This window comes from Caballeronia sp. LZ034LL (assembly GCF_031451215.1).
Lineage (GTDB): Bacteria > Pseudomonadota > Gammaproteobacteria > Burkholderiales > Burkholderiaceae > Caballeronia.
On the sequence record NZ_JARUXR010000002.1, the window covers coordinates 553357 to 572725 of the forward strand.

Sequence of the window (19369 nt, forward strand, 5' to 3'; positions counted from 1 at the left end):
ACCGCCGCGCGTTTGAACAGCAGCGCATCGGCCGATACTCTTTAGACACCCACTTGTCCTGTCCGCTCCGGGGTGTGACATGAAGAGACTCGCTCTAGTCGTGATATCCGGCATCGTGGCGGCGTCGGCCCAGGCACAGTCTTCTGTCGTGTTGTATGGGTTGATCGATGCAGGGCTGTCCTATGCGAACAATGTCGCCAAGGGCGGCTCGCAAGGCGCGCTGTTCCAGACGACCAGCGGCCAGATCAACGGCAGCCGTTTCGGCTTGCGCGGCACGGAAGATCTGGGTGGAGGACTGCACGTCATCTTCGTCCTGGAGAACGGCTTCAATCTTCAGAATGGCAAGCTTGGACAGGACAACCGTTTCTTCGGCCGGCAAGCCTTCGTGGGTCTCGATGCAAAGCGCCTCGGCACCGTGACCGTGGGCCGGCAATACGACTTCGTGACTGACTTCGTCGAGCCGTTGACAGGTGTAGCCACCACGTTCGGTGACGCAAGCTTCGCGCACCCGTTCGACAACGACAATCTCGACCACTCGATCCGCATGAACAATGCCATCAAGTACACGAGCGACGATTACTTCGGCTTGAAACTCGGCGGACTCTATGCGTTCTCGAACAGTCCGTCCTTCGCGAACAATCGTGCCTACAGCGTCGGCGGGACTTATACCCACGGCTCGTTCAATGCCGCCGCCGCGTATCTGCAGGAAAACGGCTCAAACTCGACGACGAATGCCTCGGGTGCAATCGATTCAATGGAGACCCAGTCCAACGGCACGGCCGGATTCCAGCTTGGAGCCGATGTTCAGCGCACCGTCGCGGCCGCACTCAGTTACGCCTTCGGCAGCGCGACCGTGGGATTTGCTTACTCGCACAGTCAGTTTCAAGGGACGCGGTCATTCGGATCGAACAACGGCACGCTGAGATTCGACAACTATGAACTCAACGCAAAGTATGCGTTCACGCATGTGCTGGTCTTCGGCCTGTCCTACACCTACACGGACGGACATGTGACGCAGAGCACCAGCTATAGCGCGGATCCGAAATGGAATCAGGTCAACCTGCAGGCGGTGTATTCCTTGTCGAAGCGTACCGATGTCTACATGGAAAGCATGTTCCAGCACGCAATCGGACACGGCTATGTCGCGTTCGTCAATAACTCCGGCGGCGCGTCCTCGACATCGAATCAGGTGGTCGTGGCCGTCGGGATGCGCGCGCGGTTCTAGGCGCACGCAGGACAGACAGGAGAGAGCAATGAGCGAAGCCAGCGATTCGAAGTCATCCACGGTGCGGGAGCTGGGCCATTTCATCGACGGTCGACGGGTCGCCGGCACCAGCGGCTCGTTTTCCGACGTGTTCGATCCCGCACAAGGGCGCGTATCCGCGCGCGTGCCGGTCGCAACTTCTGATGAAGTCGCCGCCGCCGTGAGCGCGGCACAAGCCGCATTCCCGGCCTGGAGCGAAACGCCACCGCTGCTTCGCGCGCGCCTGATGTTCAAGTTCAAGGCGCTGTTCGAGAAGCATGCCGACGAAGTGGCGGAACTCATTACCCGCGATCACGGCAAGCTGTTCGACGATGCCAGGGGTGAAGTGGTGCGCGGTCTCGAGATCGTGGAGTTCGCATGCGGCATTCCCGACCTGCTCAAGACCGATTTCACCGATCAGACCAGCGTGGGCATCGACGCATGGAACCTTCGTCAGCCGCTCGGCGTGGCGGCGGGCGTCACGCCGTTCAATTTCCCGGTGGTCGTGCCGTGCTGGATGTTCGTCATGGCGACGGCCACGGGCAATACCTTCATCCTCAAGCCCTCCGAGCGCACGCCATCGGCGTCCATACGGCTCGCCGAACTATTCGTCGAGGCAGGCTTCCCGAAAGGCGTCTTCAACGTCGTGCATGGAAGCAAGGAGGTCGTCGACTTGCTGATGGCGCATCCCGACGTGAAGGCGATATCGGCTGTCGCCTCGACGCCCGTCGCCGAGTACATCTATACCGAAAGCGCGAGGCACGCGAAGCGCGTCCAGGCCCTCGGCAGCGCGAAGAATCATCTCGTCGTGATGCCCGACGCCAATCTCGACCAGACGATCGATGCCTTGATCAACTCGTCGTACGGCTCGGCAGGCGAACGTTGCATGGCGACGTCGGTGGCCGTGGCCGTCGGCGCTATTGGCGATGAACTGGTCGAGCGCCTCATTCCGCGCGTGCGCTCGCTCAGGATCGGCGGCGGCATGGAGCCCGATCTCGACATGGGTCCGCTCATCAGCGCGGCTCATCGCAGCAAGGTCACGCGTCATATCGAAGCCGGCGTCGCGGCGGGCGCCAGGCTGCTCGTCGATGGCCGTGGACACACCGTGCGCGGCCACGAGGAAGGATTCTTTCTCGGCGGTTCGCTCTTCGACGACGTGACGCCCGACATGAGCATCTATCGCGAAGAGATTTTCGGGCCGGTGCTATCGGTCGTGCGCGTGCCCGATCTCGCGAGCGCCATCGCGCTCGTCAACGCGCACGAACTGGGGAATTGCGTCTCCCTCTACACATCGGACGGCGCCGCTGCGCGTAGCTTCTCTCGCCAGATCCAGGTGGGCATGGTGGGCATCAATGTTCCCAGCCCGGTGCCTTCGGCGTGGCATTCGTTCGGCGGCTGGAAGCGCTCGCTATTCGGCGATCATCACACTCACGGAGAAGAAGCCGTGCGTTTCTACACGAACTACAAGAGCGTCATCCAGCGCTGGCCGGATAACGCCGGCAGAGACCGTTGAGCTGCGCCGCGTGCTCACAGATACTCGACATTCCCGTCGACGCTAATTGCCTGCCCCGTGATATTGCGGGCAGCGGGCGACGCAAGAAAAAGCGCCATTGCGGAGATGTCGTCGACCGTGACCATGCGACGCAGCGAGATTTTCTTCAGATACTCGTCACGCATCGCCGCCTCGCTCACACCGAGCGATTCGGCGCGTGCCGCGATCACGCGATCCATCCGCTCGCCCTCCACCACGCCCGGAAGAATGGCGTTGACCCGGATGTCGCTGGGTCCCAGTTCGATGGCCAGGGATCGCGTGAGTCCAACCAGCGCCCACTTCGTCGCGGCATACGGCGTGCGAAAAGCGTAGCCGAGCCTTCCTGCCACGGACGACATCGTAATGATGCCCGCACGCTGCGAAGTCGCTTTCATCAGCGGCACGGCCTTGCGCAGGAAGTTGAACTGCCCGTTCAGGTTCGTCGTGACGGTTTGCTCCCATTGCTGCGCGTCGATTTCTTCGATGGCTCCGGTCGGCCCCGCAATGCCGGCGTTGTTGATCAGCAGATCCAGTCCGCCCAGCGCGCGTTCGGCCAGGGCCGTCACCTGCCCGACCTGAGCCGCATCGCTGACATCCGCGACGCAGCCGTACAACGAAGCGCTCGCCGAAGTGAAGCGCTCGACGGCGGCCGCATCGACATCGCAGATCACGACTTGCGCGTCCACTTCAACGAAGGCGCGGGCCATCGCCGCGCCGATGCCCGAGGCCGCGCCGGTGATCAACACCCGCAGACCCGGCTGCGGCTTCAACAGTTCAAAAGGTTTCATGGCAAGGAGAAAGTTCTAGAGCGTCATGCCGCCGGACACTTCGATGACGGCGCCATTGATGTAGCTCGCCTCGTCGCTCGCCAGGAAGGCGTAGACGTTCGCGACCTCTTCAGCCGTCCCGAGGCGCGCCAGCGGAACCTGCTCGCGCATCTTGCGCAGCATGTCGTCGGGAATCGTCGAGAGGATGGCCGTGTCGATGAACCCGGGCGCGACCGCGTTCACACGAATGCCCTTCGGACCCAGTTCGCGGCTCCATGTCTTCGTGAATCCGATCACGCCGAATTTCGATGCGGCGTAATTGGTCTGCCCGAAGTTGCCATGGATGCCTACGACCGAACTCGCGTTCAGGATCACGCCCGAACCGCGCGCGACCATCCCGTGTGAAACCGCCTGACTCAGGTGGAAGACGCCGCGCAGATTGACGTCGATGACGGCGTCGAACTGATCGAGCGTCATTTTCTGAAGCCGTGCATCGCGCGTGATGCCGGCGTTGTTCACCAGCACGTCGATCCGGCCGAAGCGATCGAGCACGCTCGCGATCACTTCGTCCACGCCGTGCCGGTCAGTCGTATCGATGCAGTACGCCGCCGTCTGCGCGCCTGCGTTCGTGCATGCTTCGGTGACCGCGTTGAGCGAGGCAGCGTTGATGTCGCACGCGACCACCACCGCGCCTTCGCGCGCGAACTTGAGCGCCGTGGCGGCGCCGATGCCCTGCCCCGCGCCCGTGATCAACGCAACCTTGTCTTGTAGTCTCATGTTTTTCTCTGGCGTTAGTCGTTCAGGAATGCGCGCCGGCAGCGCTGGCGTTTCCAGGCGGCGGCGACGCTTCGGCTTCGCGGCGAATGGCCCGGGCGAACACGGGCACCAGCAGCAAGCCGAGCAAGGATGCCACGAGGATGATGTAAAAGCCGGAGTCGCTGCGTCCGGTAACCGTTTCAGTCAGTCCGAACAGATACGGTCCGACAAAGCCGCCGATCAGCCCGATCGTATTGATGAAGGCGAGCCCCGCGGCTGCCTGGATGCCGTGCAGCCGCTTCATCGCGATCGCCCAGTACGAGGGCAGCACGCCGCCGGCAAAGAACGCGGTGACCGCAAGCAGCACCATGCGCGCCGCCGGGCTCGATGTAGCGATGAACGCGCACGCACCGGCGATGAGTCCGACCGTGAGCATGCCCAGAAACGCGCAGTCATTGCCGTAACGCCGATGAATCCGCGGCAGCACGAGCACGCCCAGCAGGAAGCCGAGACCCACACTCGCGGACAGCACACCGACGAGCAACGGCGTCTTCACATGCATCTGCTGGATCATCGACGGGGCGAAGAAATACAGACCGACGAACGCGACCTGATTGAGGAAGTAGATCAGGCCCATCAGCACCGTCGTGGGACGCTTCAGCGCGGCCATCCAGTCGGATGAGGTCAGTTCGGGATGAGCGTGCGCATCGGCGGCGGCGCGCGCTTCAAGCACGCGGGCTTCGTCGACGGACAGCCAGCGCGCATCGCGCGGACGTTCCGGCATCTTGAAGAAGAGCAGGATGCCCACGAGCACGCTCGGAATGCCTTCGATCATGAACATCCATTGCCAGCCATGCAGGCCGCCAAGGCCGTTCATCTGCATGAGCGCCCCGCCGAGCGGGCTGCCGAGCATCAGCGCGAGCGCCGGCGCGATATAGATCCAGCCCACCACCACGGGCTTTTCGTTCGGCGCGAACCACAACGTGACCATGTACATCAGCGCCGGGAACAGTCCGGCTTCGGCGATGCCCAGCAACGCGCGCAGCACGTAGAACGACCACTCGCCCTGCACGAACATCATCGCGGTGGAGAGAATGCCCCATGTCACCGCGATGCGCGCAATCCATCGACGCGGCCCGACCCTGTGAGCCGCGAGATTGCTCGGCACCTCCAGCAGCGCATAGCCGATGAAGAAGATGCCCGAGCCCAGTCCGTATGCGGCTGCGCTGATGCCGACATCGATGGCGAGTTGCGCCTTCGCGAGCGCCACGTTCGTGCGATCCAGGAACGACATGAAGTAGATCGCGCACATGAGGGGAATCAGCCGCTGCATCGCCTTGTGCGTGGCGACGCGATGCAGCTTGTCGAGATCGTCGATGAGGTTCATGGTGTCTCCGGGATGGGTCTGCGCCCTGTCTTTGAATATCGAAAGTCTTACGGTGCAACGGTGTCGCGTCCTTTCAGGCCGAGCATGGCGCGCGCATCGTCCGGTGTGGCGATCTCGAACGACAGCTCTTCGAGGATGCGGCGGATCTTGCGCACTTGCTGCGCATTCGATTCGGCCTTGACGCCCTTCGCGATGTAGACGCTATCCTCCAGCCCGACGCGGACATTGCCGCCGAGAATGGCGCTCATCGTGACGAGCGGCATCTGATGACGGCCCGCGCCGAGCACCGAGAAGTGATAGTTCTCGCGGCCGAAGAGCCGGTCGGCCGTGGCGCGCATCACGGTCATGTTCTCGGGGTCCGCACCCATGCCGCCGAGGATGCCGAACACCGACTGGATGAAGAACGGCGGCTTGATCAAGCCCTGATCGACGAAATGCGCGAGATTGTAGAGGTGGCCGAGGTCGTAGCACTCGAACTCGAAGCGCGTCCCTCGCCCGCCCAGTTCGAGCAGGATGTGGCGGATGTCCTTGAAGGTGTTGCGGAAGATCCCGTCTTCCATGCCTTCGACATAGCTCTTCTCCCAGTCATAGCGCCATGACGACACCTTCGCTGCGAGCGGATGAATCGAGAAGTTCATCGATCCCATGTTGAGCGAACACATCTCGGGCGCGGCCAGCAAGGGATACGCGAGCCGTTCCTCGAGCGTCATGCGGGTGCTGCCGCCGGTCGTGATGTTGATGACCGCATTCGTCGCTTCCGCAATCGCGGGCACGAACTGGCGAAAGATGTCAGGGCTGGGCGTCGGGCGGCCGTCGTGCGGATCGCGCGCATGAAGATGGATGATCGCCGCGCCTGCCGCGGCGGCCTCGATCGCCTGATCGCGGATCTGGGCGGGAGTGATCGGCAGATGCTCCGACATCGTCGGCACATGCGTCGCGCCGGTCACAGCGCAAGAAATGATGACCTTGCGGGCGGAATCGCTCATCGGGGTGTCCTTGTCTCCGTTTTGGGTCGGCCGCTCGCACGGAGTGGCGCCTTGTGACCGAAATCTTATTGAGATAGCATGCCCGGGGAAAGGTCTTTTTCGGACACCCGGACGTCATCAGAGGACATCAGAAAACACCAGGCAAGCATGGCTACCATCCGACCACCGTTGAACGAACGCATGTTCGCGCCTTACAAGATCGCTGCACTGGTCGAGGTGCTCGAAGAGCAAGGGATTGCACCCGAAGACAGCCTGAACGGCTCGGGCGTCACCGTGGGTGAACTCCAGGACGCATCGGTGCTGACGTCGGTCGGCCAGTACGCGACCGTCTGCCGCAATGCGGTCCTGCTCGGCTGCGAACCGGCGACGCCGTTCAAGGTGGGCCGCAAGCTGCATTTGTCGGCATACGGCATGTACGGCTATGCGCTGATGTCGTGTCTGTCGTTGCGGGACTATTTCAAGCTGGGCGTGAAGTACCACAGCCTGGCCACGCCCACGGTTGCGATCGAATGGACCGAGTATCCGGATCGCATGGTGTGGACGTTTCCCGATGCGTTCGTGTCGAGTCCGTCGCGCGAGTTGCGCGAATTCATCATCGAGCAGCAATACACCCAGCACGTGACGCATCTTCAGGACGTGGCGGGCGGCCTCTGCCCGCCGGTGCGCGCGTGTTTCTCGTATGCCGCGCCCTTGCATGCGGACATCTACCCCGAATATCTCGGGTGCGAGTGTCTGTTCGGACAGGACCAGTGCGAACTGATTTACGACAGCGCCATCCTCGGTCGCAAGCCGCAGCTCGCCCATCCGCTCACGACGGCAATGCTTCAGGAGACGTGCGATCGCCTGATAGGACAGGCGAAGACCTCGAGCGGCATCGCGGGCGAGGTGTATCAGAGCCTGATGTCCACGCCCGGAAGCTTTCCCGACATGGAAGCCGTCGCGAAGTCGATGCATCTGACTTCACGCACGCTCAGGCGTCGGCTGAACGATGAAGGCACGACGTTTCAGGCTATCGTCGATGATGTCAAACGCTCGCTTGCGCTGGAGTATCTCAGGACGACCAAGATGAGTACGGAAGACATCGCGATGCTGCTCGGCTTCAGCGACGCGGCGAATTTTCGCCGGGCGCTGAAGCGGTGGACGGGGAAGGGAGTCGAGGATTTGCGTGATTGATCCACTATGATTTTTGCTGTTGCAGTGGAGTAGTCGTGTCCCCGGACAACGATGACGGGAGTGCTCCCGGCGAGATCGGAACCATTACTCCTGCGCGGCGGCGCTGACCGAAATGACGCGGAAGCGGTCGCCCGGCCAGATCGAAGGACACACGCCGCTGCGACCGGGAACCGCCGCTGCGATGGCGGGAATGTAGTGGCCGCACATGCGCATCGTAAGTTGCGTCGCGGCCGTTGATTGCAGCAAGCTTCTCGTTCGAACTGGTTCAACGTGGGCGTTTGCTGCGGCCGCCCACGGGTTTGTCCGCTGGCTTGCGGGACGCCGCAGACGGTTTGCCGGCCGGTTTGCTCCGCGGCTTTGTTGCGCTGAACGGGTTCGGGCCGGACAAGCTGGTGTCTTCACCTCCGGCCGCTGCTTGCCAGACCTTGGGCTTTTTCGGCTTCTTCGGTTTCTTGATGATCTGGCCCGTCGCACTGGTTTCCGGTACGCGGTGATCGGCTTCGAAACCCGGCACCTCTTCACGACGCAGCGTCTGCCCGATCAAGGCTTCGATCGCGGCCAGCTGCGGCGCTTCATCCGCGCATACAAGGGACACGGCCACGCCACTCGATCCCGCCCGCCCAGTCCGGCCAATACGATGCACATAGTCTTGCGGCTTGATCGGCAGATCGACGTTGATCACGAGCGGCAGCGCGTCGATATCCAGCCCGCGCGCGGCTACGTCGGTGGCAACCAGCATGTGTACTTCGCCCGTCTTGAACCGCTCGAGCGCACGCAGGCGCGCAGGCTGCGGCTTGTCGCCGTGAATGGTGTCCACCGCGTAACCCGCTTCGTCCAGCATGGCGGACAGGTAGTCCGCGCCGTTGCGGGTCTTGACGAACACCAGCGCGTGCGTCCACTTCTTCTCAGCCACGAGGTGCATGAAGAGATCGGGCTTGTTTCGCTTGTCGACCGGCACCACCCATTGCCTGATCTTGCTTGCCGTGACATTGGGCGGGCTGACGCTGATGTCGACCGGATTGCGCAGAAGGCTCGCCGCCATGGCGCGGACTTCGTCGGTGAAGGTGGCCGAGAACAGGAGGGTTTGCCGCGCGGCAGGCAATGCAGCGCAGACCGCGTCGAGTTCGCGCGCGAAACCCAGGTCGAGCATGCGATCGGCTTCGTCGAGCACCAGCGTTTCTACCTGATCGAATTGCACCGCGTTCTGACGATTCAGATCCAGCAGACGGCCCGGCGTGGCAACGAGCACGTCCACGCCCTTGCGCAACTTCATCATCTGCGGGTTGATGCTGACACCGCCGTAAGCCGCCAGGAATCGCAGATCGAGCCCTTCGCCGTAGTCGGCAAAGCTTTGCAGCACTTGTTCAGCCAGCTCACGCGTGGGAACCAGCACCAGCACGCGCGCACGGTTGCTGGACACGCACGGGCCTTGTTGCACCAGCCGTTGCAGCAGCGGTAACGCAAATCCCGCGGTCTTGCCCGTGCCGGTCTGCGCCGAAGCCATGACGTCACGGCCATCGAGCACGGCGGGAATGGCCTTGAGCTGGATGGGCGTCGGTGTCTGGTAGTTGAGACGCTGCGCGTTTTTCAGCAGCGGGTCGATCAGACCAAGCGAGGCGAACGACATGAACGGAATCCGGGCTTAAAGCCGCAATTTTAACGGGTGCCGGGTTGCTCGCGTTCTGACGATGGCGGAGATCCCGGCACGTCAGTCCTTGCGGCGATCTGACAGTCCGCCAACGGTCAGGTGTCAACGCAAGCGACACGCTAGTTCTTCTCACCCACCGCATCGAGAATCAGATCGGCCACTTCCTTTGGATGCGATATCAGCACGATGTGGCTCGCCTTGATCTCGACGGTGTGCGCGTGCATGCGCCTGGCCATGAAGCGCTCGAGATCGGAATTGATGGTGCGGTCTTCGGTGGACACCACGTACCATGTCGGCTTGTCGCGCCATGCGGCAACGGTCGTTCTCGCCGTGGTGATGGCGCGCCCCATGGGTTGCTGAACGGCAAAGTAGGCCTTCGCTTCCGGCTTGGGGATGTCTCCGGCGAAGTCGTCGATGAACGCCTGCTCCGACAGGCTGCCGTAGCCGTCCGCCGACCACTGCAATCCCGCCGACGCCGGTGCGGCCGGGAATGTCTTCGTGAGGGCCGTGTAGTCCTCGCCTGCATCCGGCGCGCGCGCGGCGACATAGACCAGCCCGCATACCTTGGGATCGTCGCCGGCCTGGCTGATGACCATGCCGCCGTACGAATGAGCGACCAGCAGCGTCGGACCGTCCTGCTGGGCCAGGACGCGCTTGACGGCGGCAACGTCCGCATCCAGCGAAGTGGTCGGGTTTTGTACGGCGGTGACGTGCAGCCCTTTGGCTTGCAAGAGCGGAATGACCTTCATCCAGCTCGAACCGTCTGCGAAAAGACCGTGCACCAACACCACGTTCCTGACCGAAGCACACGCTGAAGCCTGGCTGGTTTGCGCGAAAGCAGGACTCGCTGCGAACAGCGCGATACACGTCATGGCAGCGACCGCACATGCTTTCAACTTCATAGGGATGCTCCTCTTGATAAGACTGCGAGTCAGGACGACTTCATGCTGCGAATCGTTGCCTGGAATGCATGCACGATCGCATCTGACTCCTGAGCCGGGTATCGGTCGAATGACCGACCCCGTCAGTGATCGGAAGCGCGGTCGTGCGCCGCGCTTGGATCTTCCGGCAGCGCCTCACTACGACCGCTGAAGGCCATCCTGTAGTGGATCAAGGCACTGGCCAACAAGCCCAGTGAGCCGATCGTTTCGAGCAAGTCTCCGAGCATGGCTGTCTCCCTGAAGTGCGCCTAGACGCCTGCCTGCTGATGCCGCCACTCTTGCGTCCGTCCGCCGAAGCCATACGCGGTAGCGCGAGCATCGATCAGATAGACGTACGAGACTTCATGCACAGCCGCCCGCAAGCCGCGCATCGCTTCGTGCACCTGGCGGATGAACTCCGCCTTTTCCGCCTTGGTATTCGTCTCGTCGGTGATGCTCACCTCGACGAAATACGATGCCGCCGACAGTTCAGCCAGGCTCTTCCCACCCACCAGCCAATCTTCGTCGGCGATGTAGTCAAGCGTCACGGCCATGTCGGAAGGCTTCTTGCCGAGAATGTCCGCGGTCAACTGGCTGACCGCTTCCGCCGCCCGCTGGCCCAGCGCGCGGTCACGGGATCCCGAAAGTTGAATGGTGATGTGAGGCATGGTTCGCTCCTGTGTGTGATTGGATGCGTTCATGGTGCGCGTCTCCGACGTTCCCGAAAAGCGGGAAGATGAGCTAATATCCATCGGGAAATCCGGGGGATGAAAATGCACGCATTCGACGTCGAACAGCTGAAGTCGTTCATTGCCGCGGTGGACGCGCGGAGCATCACGGCGGCGGCGCCCGCGCGCAGCCTGTCGCAATCGGCCTTGAGCGAGCAACTGGCCAAGCTGGAGGCCCGAGCCGGCCAGACGCTGCTGTTGCGCGCCAAGAGCGGCGTCACGCCTACCGCGGCAGGCGTTCAACTGCTGCGCCATGCAAGGAGGATCGTCGGCTTGTCGGAGGCTGCGTGGCGCGACATGCATGAGATTCCCGAGGACATCGAGGTGGGAATCGGTGTCACGGGGTACTTCCGCAGCGCGGATCTGGGACAACTGCTCGCGCGAGCCGTGACGGACTGTCCGCGGATCCGGCTGCGCAGCCTGGTCGGCATGACTTCCGATATTCAGTCCGCGTATGAGCGCGGCGAAATCGATCTCGCGTTGCTGATGAGCCTGACCGGCGCGAAGTCGCGCCGCTCGAACGACAGCACGGAGCTCGGTGTCGAGCCACTGCAATGGGTGACGGCCGCCGGCCGCCCGGATTTGCCGCGCGGGCGCCCCGTGCCGCTCGTCCTTCTGCCGGAGTTCTGTTCCCTGCATCGGCTGGCGGTGGACAGCCTGCAGAAAAAAGGCATGCCTTTCTACGTGAGCCATATCGCGTCCGGCGTCGAGGGCCTCACCGCCGCCCTGGAGGCCGGGCTCGGCGTGGGTTGTCTCAATGCTTCCGCAGCCGCGCGGCCCGGCCTTCGGACGCTCTCGAAACCTGCTCTTCCGTCCCTGCCGAAGGCCCGATTCTTTCTCAGGTCACGGCGCGAGGAGCGCTTCGATGAGAAGTCGGAATTGCAGGAACTGGCAGCGGTCGTGACGAAGCACTTCACGGAACGCGCTTAAGCGGAATCGGTTGCCAGGATAAAGTGCGTTCGCTAAATATCCCAACAAAAGCCAGAAAGCAATAAGGGTTCGGGCCGCTTGCACACTCCTTTTTTACGTCCAACACTCTGGCATCAATCCGGCTCGCCAGATAGCTGTCCGATATACCGGACAATCCATTGCTCCGATGGAAGCATCGCCAGTGCAAGACCGAGCCGGAAGCCGTTTCTCAGACCACCCCTTCGACCAGGATCTGAACATGAAGCTCGGCACCAAGGGCACCAAGAGCATCAAGGGCACCAAGGCCGTCTTGCTGCTTGCCGCAACCGCCGTAAGCGGACTACTCGCCCTCTCCGCCTGCACGAAAGTGGCGACGCCCGAACAGGGTTCATCCACGGCGGCCTCCGCATCGACGCTACAGGCCGTGCTTCAGCGCGGCACGCTGCGCGTCGGCGATTGCCTCACGTTCGCGCCGTTCGGCTTCTACGACAAGGACGGCAATCCGGATGGCTATGACGTCGACCTCGCCAAGGAACTCGCGAAGCAAATGGGCGTGAAGCTCGAAGTCGTGAACACGACCAGCGCGAACCGCATCCCTAACCTGCAGACCGCCAAGGTCGATGTCGTGTTCTGCAACTTCACGCGCAACCTCGAACGCGCGAAGGTCGTCGAGTTCACCTCGCCCTACGTGGTCGCCAGCGAAGCGATGCTCGTGAAGAAGAGCAGCGGCATCCAGTCGGCGAAGGACATGAGCGGGCGCACCATCGCGACGGTCAAGGGCTCGACCAACGGCGACGAAGTCCGCTCGATGGGCATCCCCGTCAAGATCCAGGAATACGACAGTTCGCAGGCGGCCATTCTGGCCGTCAAGCAAGGCCAGGCCGATGCCATGATCGAGGACAACAACTTCCTCGCCTATCAGGCGAAGCTCGATCCGGAACTGGCCGTGACCAACGAAGCCCTAGTGCCGCTCGAATACAACGCGTTCGGTGTGAAGGCAGGCGACCAGGCGTGGCTCAACTATCTGAACCTGTTCCTGTTCAACATCAACGCATCGAAGCTGAATGCGCAGTTGTACAAGAAGTGGTTCGGCGTCGATCCGAAATATCCGCTCAATCCGCATTTCTGAGGCGGAGGCGCAGATGAGCTATCAATGGATGACGCTATGGGGCTATGTCCCCGAGTTCCTCAAGGCCGGCTGGCTGACCTTGCAGGTCACGTTGCTGTCGTTCGTGCTGGCGCTTGCGCTCGGGCTGATCGCGGCGCTCGCCAGCATGTCGCCGTCGTCCATCGTGCAGTTCATCGCGCGGGCTTATGTCGAAGCCATCCGCAATACGCCGGTGCTGCTGCAGATCTTCATCGTGTTCTTCGGCTTGCCGTCGATGGGCATCGCGCTCGATGCCTATTGGGCCGGGGTCATCGCGCTGGGCGTGAACGTGGGCGCGTATCTCTCGGAAGTGTTTCGCGCGGGCATGCAATCCGTGCCGCGCGGACAGATCGAGGCAGCCGGCATTCTCGGGCTGGAACGCGGGCAGATCTTCAGGGAGATCGTGTTGCCGCAGGCAGCGCGCGCGGTGTATCCGGCCATCGTCAATTATCTGATCCAGCTGCTGCTCGGTACTTCACTGCTGTCGGCCATTGCGCTGCCCGAACTCACCGGCACTGCCACCGTCATCAATTCGCGCACGCTCCTGTATGTGCAGACGTTCGCGGTCGTGCTGGTCGCCTATCTGGTGCTGAGCAATGTGCTGTCGTGGATTGCCAGTCAACTCGGCGCACGGATGTTTCATCCGCCGCTCGTCGTGAGGCCGGGTGCGCGCAAGACTGGATTCACGCTGCGTCGTGCAAATCGCGCGAATGGTGCATGAGGGGATTGAGCCATGTCACTCGAGCTACTGAAAAACAGTCTGTCGATCCTGCTGCAAGGGCTCGTGACGACGCTGCTGCTGTCGCTTGCAGCGATCGTCGGGAGCACGCTCATCGGCCTGCTCGCTGCCGTGCTGCGGTCGTTCGGACCGTGGGGAACGGACCGGATCGCGAAGCTCTATACCGAGTTGTTTCGCGGTACGCCCGTGCTCATCACGCTGATGTTCATCTACTTCGGCGTCTCGTACTTCGGCTATGCCATCGATGTCTTTGCCGCGGGCGTGATTGGCCTGAGCGTGTATCAGGGCGCGTATATCGCGGAAGTCTTCCGCTCTGGCATCGAGTCGGTGCCGAAGGGACAGTGGGAAGTCTCGCAGATTCTCGGTCTGTCGCGCATGCAGGCCTTCACCTCGGTCGTGCTGCCGCAGACCGGACGCATCGTGCTGCCGCCGCTCGTCGGGCAGTATTTGTCCCTCATCAAGGATACGTCGATCGTCAGCATGATCGGCATGTCCGAACTGATGCACGGCGGCCAGGCGATCGTGGACCGCATCGGCAAGCCGGTGGAGATCTACGGGCTCGTTGCGCTGATCTATTTCGTCGTGTGCTTCCCGCTCTCGCAATGGGTGCGCCATCATGACCGCCGGAGACTGACGTGAGCGATTCGATTCAGACCAAACCCGCCATTTCATTGTCGGGCGTAAGCAAGGCATTCGGCGCGACGCGCGTGCTCAACGACATCAATCTCGACGTGCGCCCAGGCGAAGTGCTGGTGCTGATCGGCGCATCCGGTTCGGGCAAGAGCACGGTGCTGCGCATCATGGCCGGACTGGAGACGACGGACTCCGGCCAGGTGTGGGTCAACGACGTGCCCCTGCACGATCCGAAGCGCGCGCGCGAGATTCGCGGCCACGTCGGCATGGTGTTTCAGCAGTTCAACCTGTTCCCGCACAAGACCGCGCTCGGCAATGTCACGCTTGCATTGATCAAGGCGCGCGGCATGTCGCCCGCCGATGCCCGCACCCGCGCGATGGAGACGCTCGACCGCGTGGGACTCGCGGACCGTGCCTCGCACTATCCGATCCAGTTGTCGGGCGGACAGCAGCAGCGCGTCGCCATTGCTCGGGCGCTGGCGGTCGAGCCCGGCATCATGTTCTTCGATGAAGCCACGTCCGCACTCGATCCCGAACTCGTCGGCGAAGTGACGGAAGTGATGCGCGGCCTGGCGCGCGACGGCATGACGATGGTCGTCGTCACTCACGAGATGGGCTTTGCGCGCAAGACGGCGGATCGCGTCGTGTTCATGGACAAGGGCGTGATTGCCGAGCAAGGCGGCCCCGAGGACATCTTCGTCAACCCGGCGAACGAACGCACGCGGCAGTTTCTCAGCCGTGTACTCGACCATTGAAGGCTGAGCGAATGGCAGCAACGGAATCGTCGCGCGCGCGAGGCGTGGACCGTGTCATCGATATCTTCAGGAAGCTGCATCATGCGCAGCGGCCCATGACGATGCGCGAGCTGATCGAAGCGACCGGCTCGCCGCGTTCGAGCATCTATGAACTCGTCGCCATTCTCGCCGACGTGGGCTGGCTCGAAACATCGGCGGATGGCAGTGTGTTCTTCGGACGCGAGATGCATTACTACGGCTCGGACTACGCGGCGCACAACGACCTCATCAGCCGCGCGCATCAGTCCATTCTCGCGCTCGTGCGCAAATACGACGAGACCACGCAGCTGTGCATGCTCGAAGGAAACAAGTACGCGGTGGTGCTATCGGAGAACAGTGCGCGGCCCTTCAACATCAGCTCGGATATCGGCGTGCGCGTGCCGATTCCGTGGACCGCGACCGGACGCCTGCTGCTCGGCCACATGAACGCCGACGCCATCCGCGCGCTGATTCCCGCCGATGACTTCGTGCTCGACAACGGCGTGCGCATCGATTTCGATCAATTCATGCGCGATGTACAGCATGCGAAAACGCTGGGCTATTGCTGCACGGAAGGTCTGTCCAATGCGTTTCGGCTCTGCATGGCCGCGCCCGTGCGCGACCGCGCGGGCATTCCGATTGCCGCGCTGTGCTTCATGACGGGCCGCGACACCGACCCTGAACGCCGTCAGTCGATGCTGGACGATCTGCTGCAATCGGCGCAGGCGCTTTCGCCGCGCTGAGGGGAATGTAAGGCTTCGGCTGCTTGCGGCAAGCCTGTAAGGTGCGAGTCAGGACACGAGGCGTTCGCGACACACGCGGGCCTCGGGAAAGCGCTGATTGAAAGTGCCTTGCTAAAAGGGGCGCCATGCTCTAAAAAATTAGCTAGTCAGCGAATCCAACCGTCGCCCGCGCAGAAGCAAGGACGACTCCACCGCGAGCCCGCCCGTCCATGAGTCTTCTCGAACTCAAGGAGGTTTCGAAGCACTTCGGCGCGATACAGGCCCTGACCGACGTGACATTCAGTCTCGAGCCCGGCGAGGTGGTGGGTCTCATGGGCGACAACGGCGCCGGCAAGTCGACACTCGTGAAGATCATCGCCGGGAATTTTCCGCCGTCGCATGGCGAGATTCGCATGAGCGGCCAACCCGTTCATTTCAGCAAGCCTGTCGATGCGCGCGCCCAGGGCATCGAGGTCGTCTATCAGGATCTCGCGCTATGCGACAACCTGACGGCCGCCGCCAACGTCTTCCTGGGCCGGGAACCGCGCATCGGCGTCTGGCCTTTCCGCGTCCTCGATCACGCCACCATGTACCAGCGGGCCGGCGAACTCTTTCGTGAATTGAAATCCGAAACGCGCCCGCGCGATCTCGTGCGGCAGATGTCGGGTGGTCAGCGGCAGGCGGTGGCGATCGCGCGCACGCGTCTGTCGGAAGCGCGGCTCGTCATCATGGACGAACCGACCGCTGCGATCAGCGTGCGTCAGGTGGCCGAGGTGCTCGACCTGATCCGCCGGCTGTCCGAACATGGCATTGCCGTCATTCTGATCAGCCACCGCATGCCCGACGTGTTTGCCGTTGCGCACCGCGTGGTCGTCATGCGGCGTGGCCACAAGGTGTCCGACAAGCCGACGAAAGACACATCGCCAGAAGAAGTGACCGGTCTCATTACCGGAGCCATCGCCGTCGCCTGACTTTTCACCGCCTGGAGACCTCACTTGAAGGATGCCCAACAGAGGCCGAACCCGATTCCGGTCGTGCTCGATGATCCGCAGTCAGCGAGGACGCATACGCGCTGGTCCGGCATGCTTGCAAGCCAGGTGTTCTGGGTGGTGCTCGCGACGATCGTTGCCTGCATCGTGCTGTCTCTGGCGACCTCGACGTTCGCCACGTCGCAAAACCTGTTCAACGTGACGCGTAATTTCGCGTTCGTCGCCATCGTCGCGCTGGGCATGATGGCGGTGATCGTCACGGGCGGCATCGACATTTCGGTCGGCTCGACCATCGGCCTCAGCGGCGTCGTGCTGTCGGTGGTCATGAACGCCGGCTATCCGTTGTGGGCCGGCATCGGCATGGGCTTGCTGACAGCGGGTCTCGTCGGCCTGGTGAATGGCTTCCTGATCGCCTATCTCAACATGCAGCCTTTCGTCGTGACGCTTGGCATGCTGAGCGTGGGCCGCAGTCTCGCCCTCGTCATTTCCCGCAGCCGCACCATCTTCGATTTCGGTCCTGACGGCAGCAAACTGCTCGCGCTTGGCGGCGGATCGACGCTCGGCGTTGCCAATCCGGTGTGGTTTCTCGTCGTGCTCGCGCTGCTGTTCTGGTTTGCCTTCGGCTGGACGCGCTGGGGCCGCTATGTCTTCGCGGTCGGCGGCAATCGTCATGCGGCGAACCTGACCGGCGTGCCGGTGCGCCGGGTGATCTGCTCGGTGTACGTGCTGGCTGGCTTGATGGCGGGCGTCGCCGCGATCCTGGAGGTTGGCTGGCTCGGCGCGGTGACGACGGGTCTCGGCACGGGCGACGAACTGCGCGTGATTGCCGCCACGGTGATTGGCGGCACGAACCTGATGGGCGGCATGGGCAGCGCGTTCGGCACGGTCGTTGGGGCGGCGCTGATCGAAGTTATCCGCAACAGCCTGATCCTGCTGGGCGTTGATTCATTCTGGCAGGGAACGGTGGTGGGCTCCTTCATCATTGTCGCGGTGCTTTTCAACCGGCTCGGCGGCGACCGGCAGACGGACTGAGCTGTCTTACTGGAGACGAAAATGAAGAAAGCATTGGTGTACCTTGCTGCGCTGGGAGGCCTGGCGATGCTGGCCTCATCTGCCTACGCGGCGGACAAGACCTTGGCCCTGGTGGTGAAGGGCCTGGACAACCCCTATTTCGATCTGATGCATCAGGGCTGTGACCGGGCGAACAAGGAGCTGAGCAAGCAAGGCTATACGTGCTACTACACGGGGCCCGCGACGGCCGCCGACGAGAGTGCGGAAGTGCAGATCATCGACGACTTGCTGACGAAGGGCGTGGCGGCGATTGCGATTTCGCCATCGAATGCGCCTGCGATTGCTGAAGTGATTCGCCGGCGTGGCAGCAAGATTCCGGTCATCACTGCGGATGCGGATTTATTGCCGAAGGACCAGTCGTTGCGCAAGAGCTATGTCGGCACGGACAACTACGACCTGGGTGTGAAGCTTGGCGAGCAGTTGAAGACGCTGATGCCGAAGGGTGGAAAGATTTGTCTGGTGATGGGCAACCCTGCTGCTGAGAACATCAATCAGAGGGCTCAGGGGACGCGTGATGCGTTGGCGGGCAAGAAAGGCGTGTCGAAGCTGGCGGGCGAGAATGGCTGGAACGAGATCAGCGCGTGCCCGCTCTACGTGAATGATGATGCGGCGAAAGCGAACCAGATGATGCAGGACACGTTGACGGCGAACGCCAGCGGACTGGATGCGTTCGTGCTGGAGGGTGGCTGGCCGCTGTTTGCGCCGCAGGCCTATTCGCAGGTGGTTGCGCCGATCATGGACAAGATCCAGAGCGGCAAGTTCGTGATTGTGTCGGCAGATACGCTTGCGCCCGAACTGCAGGCTTTGAAGGATCACAAGGTGAATGTGCTGGTGGGTCAGCGTCCGGAGGAGATGGGTTATCAGGCGGCGATGGTGATGCGTGATCTTGCGGAGGGGAAGACGGTGAAGCCGATCGTGCATACGGGGCTTGACACGTGCACGTGGAAGAATGCCGACACGTGCCTGAAGCATTGAGGAGAGAAGCGCGGCGTGCGGCGTGCTGTGCTCATCATCGTTTCACCGCGTGCGCCAAACCCTTGCGCGATCGCGTCACAGATTTGGACAACAGGCAGCGAATCACGCACATTCAACGCATCGCAAGACTCAGAATCTTCTCAGTGCAATTAGGCGCGATTGTGCGTAGTTTTTGCGGTTCGGCGAGTGCATCGCGGAAGCAGGTTTCAACCGACCTGTGAGCCGCAAATGAGAAGAACCCCGCTTCGCCTGTCATGGGCGAGGCGGTTGAA

At 62.3% G+C, this 19369-nt stretch carries 21 protein-coding genes; 12 read left to right on the forward strand and 9 right to left on the reverse strand.

Annotated elements, in window-relative coordinates:
* Positions 1-79 precede the first annotated feature (79 nt).
* Complete coding sequence (locus tag QCE83_RS16895; protein ID WP_309813087.1) at positions 80-1225, forward strand: porin; 1146 nt, start codon at positions 80-82, stop codon at positions 1223-1225.
* Positions 1226-1253: 28 nt separating this feature from the next.
* Positions 1254-2756: a CoA-acylating methylmalonate-semialdehyde dehydrogenase gene (locus tag QCE83_RS16900; protein ID WP_309813090.1), complete on the forward strand. Its 1503-nt coding sequence runs from the start codon at positions 1254-1256 to the stop codon at positions 2754-2756.
* Positions 2757-2770: 14 nt separating this feature from the next.
* Here QCE83_RS16900 and QCE83_RS16905 read toward each other — a convergent pair whose 3' ends face one another.
* From QCE83_RS16905 to QCE83_RS16920, 4 genes are read right to left on the reverse strand one after another with little or no spacing between them, the layout of a single operon-like run.
* On the reverse strand, positions 2771-3562 hold the full coding sequence (locus QCE83_RS16905; RefSeq protein ID WP_309813093.1) for an SDR family oxidoreductase: 792 nt from the start codon (positions 3560-3562) through the stop codon (positions 2771-2773).
* Between the two features lie 15 nt (positions 3563-3577).
* Entirely contained in the window at positions 3578-4318 is a 741-nt protein-coding gene (locus QCE83_RS16910; RefSeq protein ID WP_309813095.1) for a beta-ketoacyl-ACP reductase, read from the reverse strand.
* 22 nt (positions 4319-4340) lie between these two features.
* On the reverse strand, positions 4341-5684 hold the full coding sequence (locus tag QCE83_RS16915) for an MFS transporter (RefSeq protein ID WP_309813098.1): 1344 nt from the start codon (positions 5682-5684) through the stop codon (positions 4341-4343).
* A gap of 47 nt (positions 5685-5731) precedes the next feature.
* Positions 5732-6670, reverse strand: a complete 939-nt coding sequence (locus tag QCE83_RS16920) for a 3-keto-5-aminohexanoate cleavage protein (protein WP_309813100.1) — start codon at positions 6668-6670, stop codon at positions 5732-5734.
* 147 nt (positions 6671-6817) lie between these two features.
* On the opposite strand from QCE83_RS16920, the gene QCE83_RS16925 reads away from it, so the two are divergent.
* Positions 6818-7843 carry an AraC family transcriptional regulator gene (locus QCE83_RS16925; RefSeq protein WP_309813103.1) on the forward strand — a complete coding sequence of 342 codons (1026 nt, stop codon included), beginning with the start codon at positions 6818-6820 and terminating at the stop codon, positions 7841-7843.
* 84 nt (positions 7844-7927) lie between these two features.
* Here QCE83_RS16925 and QCE83_RS16930 read toward each other — a convergent pair whose 3' ends face one another.
* The 5 genes from QCE83_RS16930 to QCE83_RS16950 all read right to left on the reverse strand — a co-directional run bounded on the left by QCE83_RS16930 (position 7928) and on the right by QCE83_RS16950 (position 11079).
* Positions 7928-8089 (reverse strand): hypothetical protein, encoded by a 162-nt coding sequence (locus QCE83_RS16930; protein ID WP_309813106.1) that lies wholly within the window; start codon positions 8087-8089, stop codon positions 7928-7930.
* A 19-nt stretch (positions 8090-8108) separates the two neighbouring features.
* Positions 8109-9470, reverse strand: coding sequence for a DEAD/DEAH box helicase (locus QCE83_RS16935; RefSeq protein ID WP_309813108.1), 1362 nt, complete (start codon positions 9468-9470; stop codon positions 8109-8111).
* A 140-nt stretch (positions 9471-9610) separates the two neighbouring features.
* Positions 9611-10393, reverse strand: coding sequence for an alpha/beta hydrolase (locus tag QCE83_RS16940; protein ID WP_309813111.1), 783 nt, complete (start codon positions 10391-10393; stop codon positions 9611-9613).
* A 122-nt stretch (positions 10394-10515) separates the two neighbouring features.
* Positions 10516-10659 carry a hypothetical protein gene (locus QCE83_RS16945; protein ID WP_309813114.1) on the reverse strand — a complete coding sequence of 48 codons (144 nt, stop codon included), beginning with the start codon at positions 10657-10659 and terminating at the stop codon, positions 10516-10518.
* A 21-nt stretch (positions 10660-10680) separates the two neighbouring features.
* The gene (locus tag QCE83_RS16950) at positions 10681-11079 is read right to left on the reverse strand and encodes a 4-oxalocrotonate tautomerase family protein (protein WP_309813117.1); all 399 of its coding nucleotides are present in this window, start codon (positions 11077-11079) and stop codon (positions 10681-10683) included.
* A 105-nt stretch (positions 11080-11184) separates the two neighbouring features.
* On the opposite strand from QCE83_RS16950, the gene QCE83_RS16955 reads away from it, so the two are divergent.
* The 9 genes from QCE83_RS16955 to QCE83_RS16995 all read left to right on the forward strand — a co-directional run bounded on the left by QCE83_RS16955 (position 11185) and on the right by QCE83_RS16995 (position 19097).
* Entirely contained in the window at positions 11185-12069 is an 885-nt protein-coding gene (locus QCE83_RS16955; RefSeq protein ID WP_309815423.1) for a LysR family transcriptional regulator, read from the forward strand.
* Between the two features lie 238 nt (positions 12070-12307).
* A complete protein-coding gene (locus tag QCE83_RS16960; RefSeq protein ID WP_309813120.1) occupies positions 12308-13177 on the forward strand; it encodes a transporter substrate-binding domain-containing protein in 870 nt (289 codons plus the stop codon).
* A gap of 13 nt (positions 13178-13190) precedes the next feature.
* Positions 13191-13916, forward strand: a complete 726-nt coding sequence (locus QCE83_RS16965) for an amino acid ABC transporter permease (protein ID WP_309813123.1) — start codon at positions 13191-13193, stop codon at positions 13914-13916.
* A 12-nt stretch (positions 13917-13928) separates the two neighbouring features.
* Complete coding sequence (locus tag QCE83_RS16970; protein ID WP_309813125.1) at positions 13929-14573, forward strand: amino acid ABC transporter permease; 645 nt, start codon at positions 13929-13931, stop codon at positions 14571-14573.
* Positions 14570-15322, forward strand: a complete 753-nt coding sequence (locus QCE83_RS16975; protein WP_309813128.1) for an amino acid ABC transporter ATP-binding protein — start codon at positions 14570-14572, stop codon at positions 15320-15322. Before QCE83_RS16970 ends, QCE83_RS16975 begins: the two co-directional genes overlap by 4 nt.
* Before the next feature lie 11 nt (positions 15323-15333).
* Positions 15334-16083, forward strand: coding sequence for an IclR family transcriptional regulator (locus QCE83_RS16980; protein WP_309813131.1), 750 nt, complete (start codon positions 15334-15336; stop codon positions 16081-16083).
* A 209-nt stretch (positions 16084-16292) separates the two neighbouring features.
* On the forward strand, positions 16293-17033 hold the full coding sequence (locus QCE83_RS16985) for an ATP-binding cassette domain-containing protein (protein WP_309813134.1): 741 nt from the start codon (positions 16293-16295) through the stop codon (positions 17031-17033).
* A gap of 24 nt (positions 17034-17057) precedes the next feature.
* Positions 17058-18083 (forward strand): ABC transporter permease, encoded by a 1026-nt coding sequence (locus QCE83_RS16990; protein WP_309813138.1) that lies wholly within the window; start codon positions 17058-17060, stop codon positions 18081-18083.
* A 21-nt stretch (positions 18084-18104) separates the two neighbouring features.
* Complete coding sequence (locus QCE83_RS16995; protein ID WP_309813141.1) at positions 18105-19097, forward strand: sugar-binding protein; 993 nt, start codon at positions 18105-18107, stop codon at positions 19095-19097.
* Positions 19098-19369: the final 272 nt, after the last annotated feature.

Excerpts from the sequence above, each read along its gene's own strand:
- QCE83_RS16935 (WP_309813108.1), bottom strand. The coding sequence starts at position 9,470 with ATGTCGTTCGCCTCGCTTGGTCTGATCGACCCGCTGCTGAAAAACGCG.
- QCE83_RS16910 (WP_309813095.1), bottom strand. The coding sequence starts at position 4,318 with ATGAGACTACAAGACAAGGTTGCGTTGATCACGGGCGCGGGGCAGGGC.
- QCE83_RS16985 (WP_309813134.1), top strand. The coding sequence starts at position 16,293 with ATGAGTCTTCTCGAACTCAAGGAGGTTTCGAAGCACTTCGGCGCGATA.
- QCE83_RS16970 (WP_309813125.1), top strand. The coding sequence starts at position 13,929 with ATGTCACTCGAGCTACTGAAAAACAGTCTGTCGATCCTGCTGCAAGGG.
- QCE83_RS16945 (WP_309813114.1), bottom strand. The coding sequence starts at position 10,659 with ATGCTCGGAGACTTGCTCGAAACGATCGGCTCACTGGGCTTGTTGGCC.
- QCE83_RS16905 (WP_309813093.1), bottom strand. The coding sequence starts at position 3,562 with ATGAAACCTTTTGAACTGTTGAAGCCGCAGCCGGGTCTGCGGGTGTTG.
- QCE83_RS16900 (WP_309813090.1), top strand. The coding sequence starts at position 1,254 with ATGAGCGAAGCCAGCGATTCGAAGTCATCCACGGTGCGGGAGCTGGGC.
- QCE83_RS16995 (WP_309813141.1), top strand. The coding sequence starts at position 18,105 with ATGAAGAAAGCATTGGTGTACCTTGCTGCGCTGGGAGGCCTGGCGATG.
- QCE83_RS16950 (WP_309813117.1), bottom strand. The coding sequence starts at position 11,079 with ATGCCTCACATCACCATTCAACTTTCGGGATCCCGTGACCGCGCGCTG.
- QCE83_RS16920 (WP_309813100.1), bottom strand. The coding sequence starts at position 6,670 with ATGAGCGATTCCGCCCGCAAGGTCATCATTTCTTGCGCTGTGACCGGC.
- QCE83_RS16960 (WP_309813120.1), top strand. The coding sequence starts at position 12,308 with ATGAAGCTCGGCACCAAGGGCACCAAGAGCATCAAGGGCACCAAGGCC.
- QCE83_RS16915 (WP_309813098.1), bottom strand. The coding sequence starts at position 5,684 with ATGAACCTCATCGACGATCTCGACAAGCTGCATCGCGTCGCCACGCAC.
- QCE83_RS16980 (WP_309813131.1), top strand. The coding sequence starts at position 15,334 with ATGGCAGCAACGGAATCGTCGCGCGCGCGAGGCGTGGACCGTGTCATC.
- QCE83_RS16895 (WP_309813087.1), top strand. The coding sequence starts at position 80 with ATGAAGAGACTCGCTCTAGTCGTGATATCCGGCATCGTGGCGGCGTCG.
- QCE83_RS16925 (WP_309813103.1), top strand. The coding sequence starts at position 6,818 with ATGGCTACCATCCGACCACCGTTGAACGAACGCATGTTCGCGCCTTAC.
- QCE83_RS16940 (WP_309813111.1), bottom strand. The coding sequence starts at position 10,393 with ATGAAGTTGAAAGCATGTGCGGTCGCTGCCATGACGTGTATCGCGCTG.
- QCE83_RS16955 (WP_309815423.1), top strand. The coding sequence starts at position 11,185 with ATGCACGCATTCGACGTCGAACAGCTGAAGTCGTTCATTGCCGCGGTG.
- QCE83_RS16965 (WP_309813123.1), top strand. The coding sequence starts at position 13,191 with ATGAGCTATCAATGGATGACGCTATGGGGCTATGTCCCCGAGTTCCTC.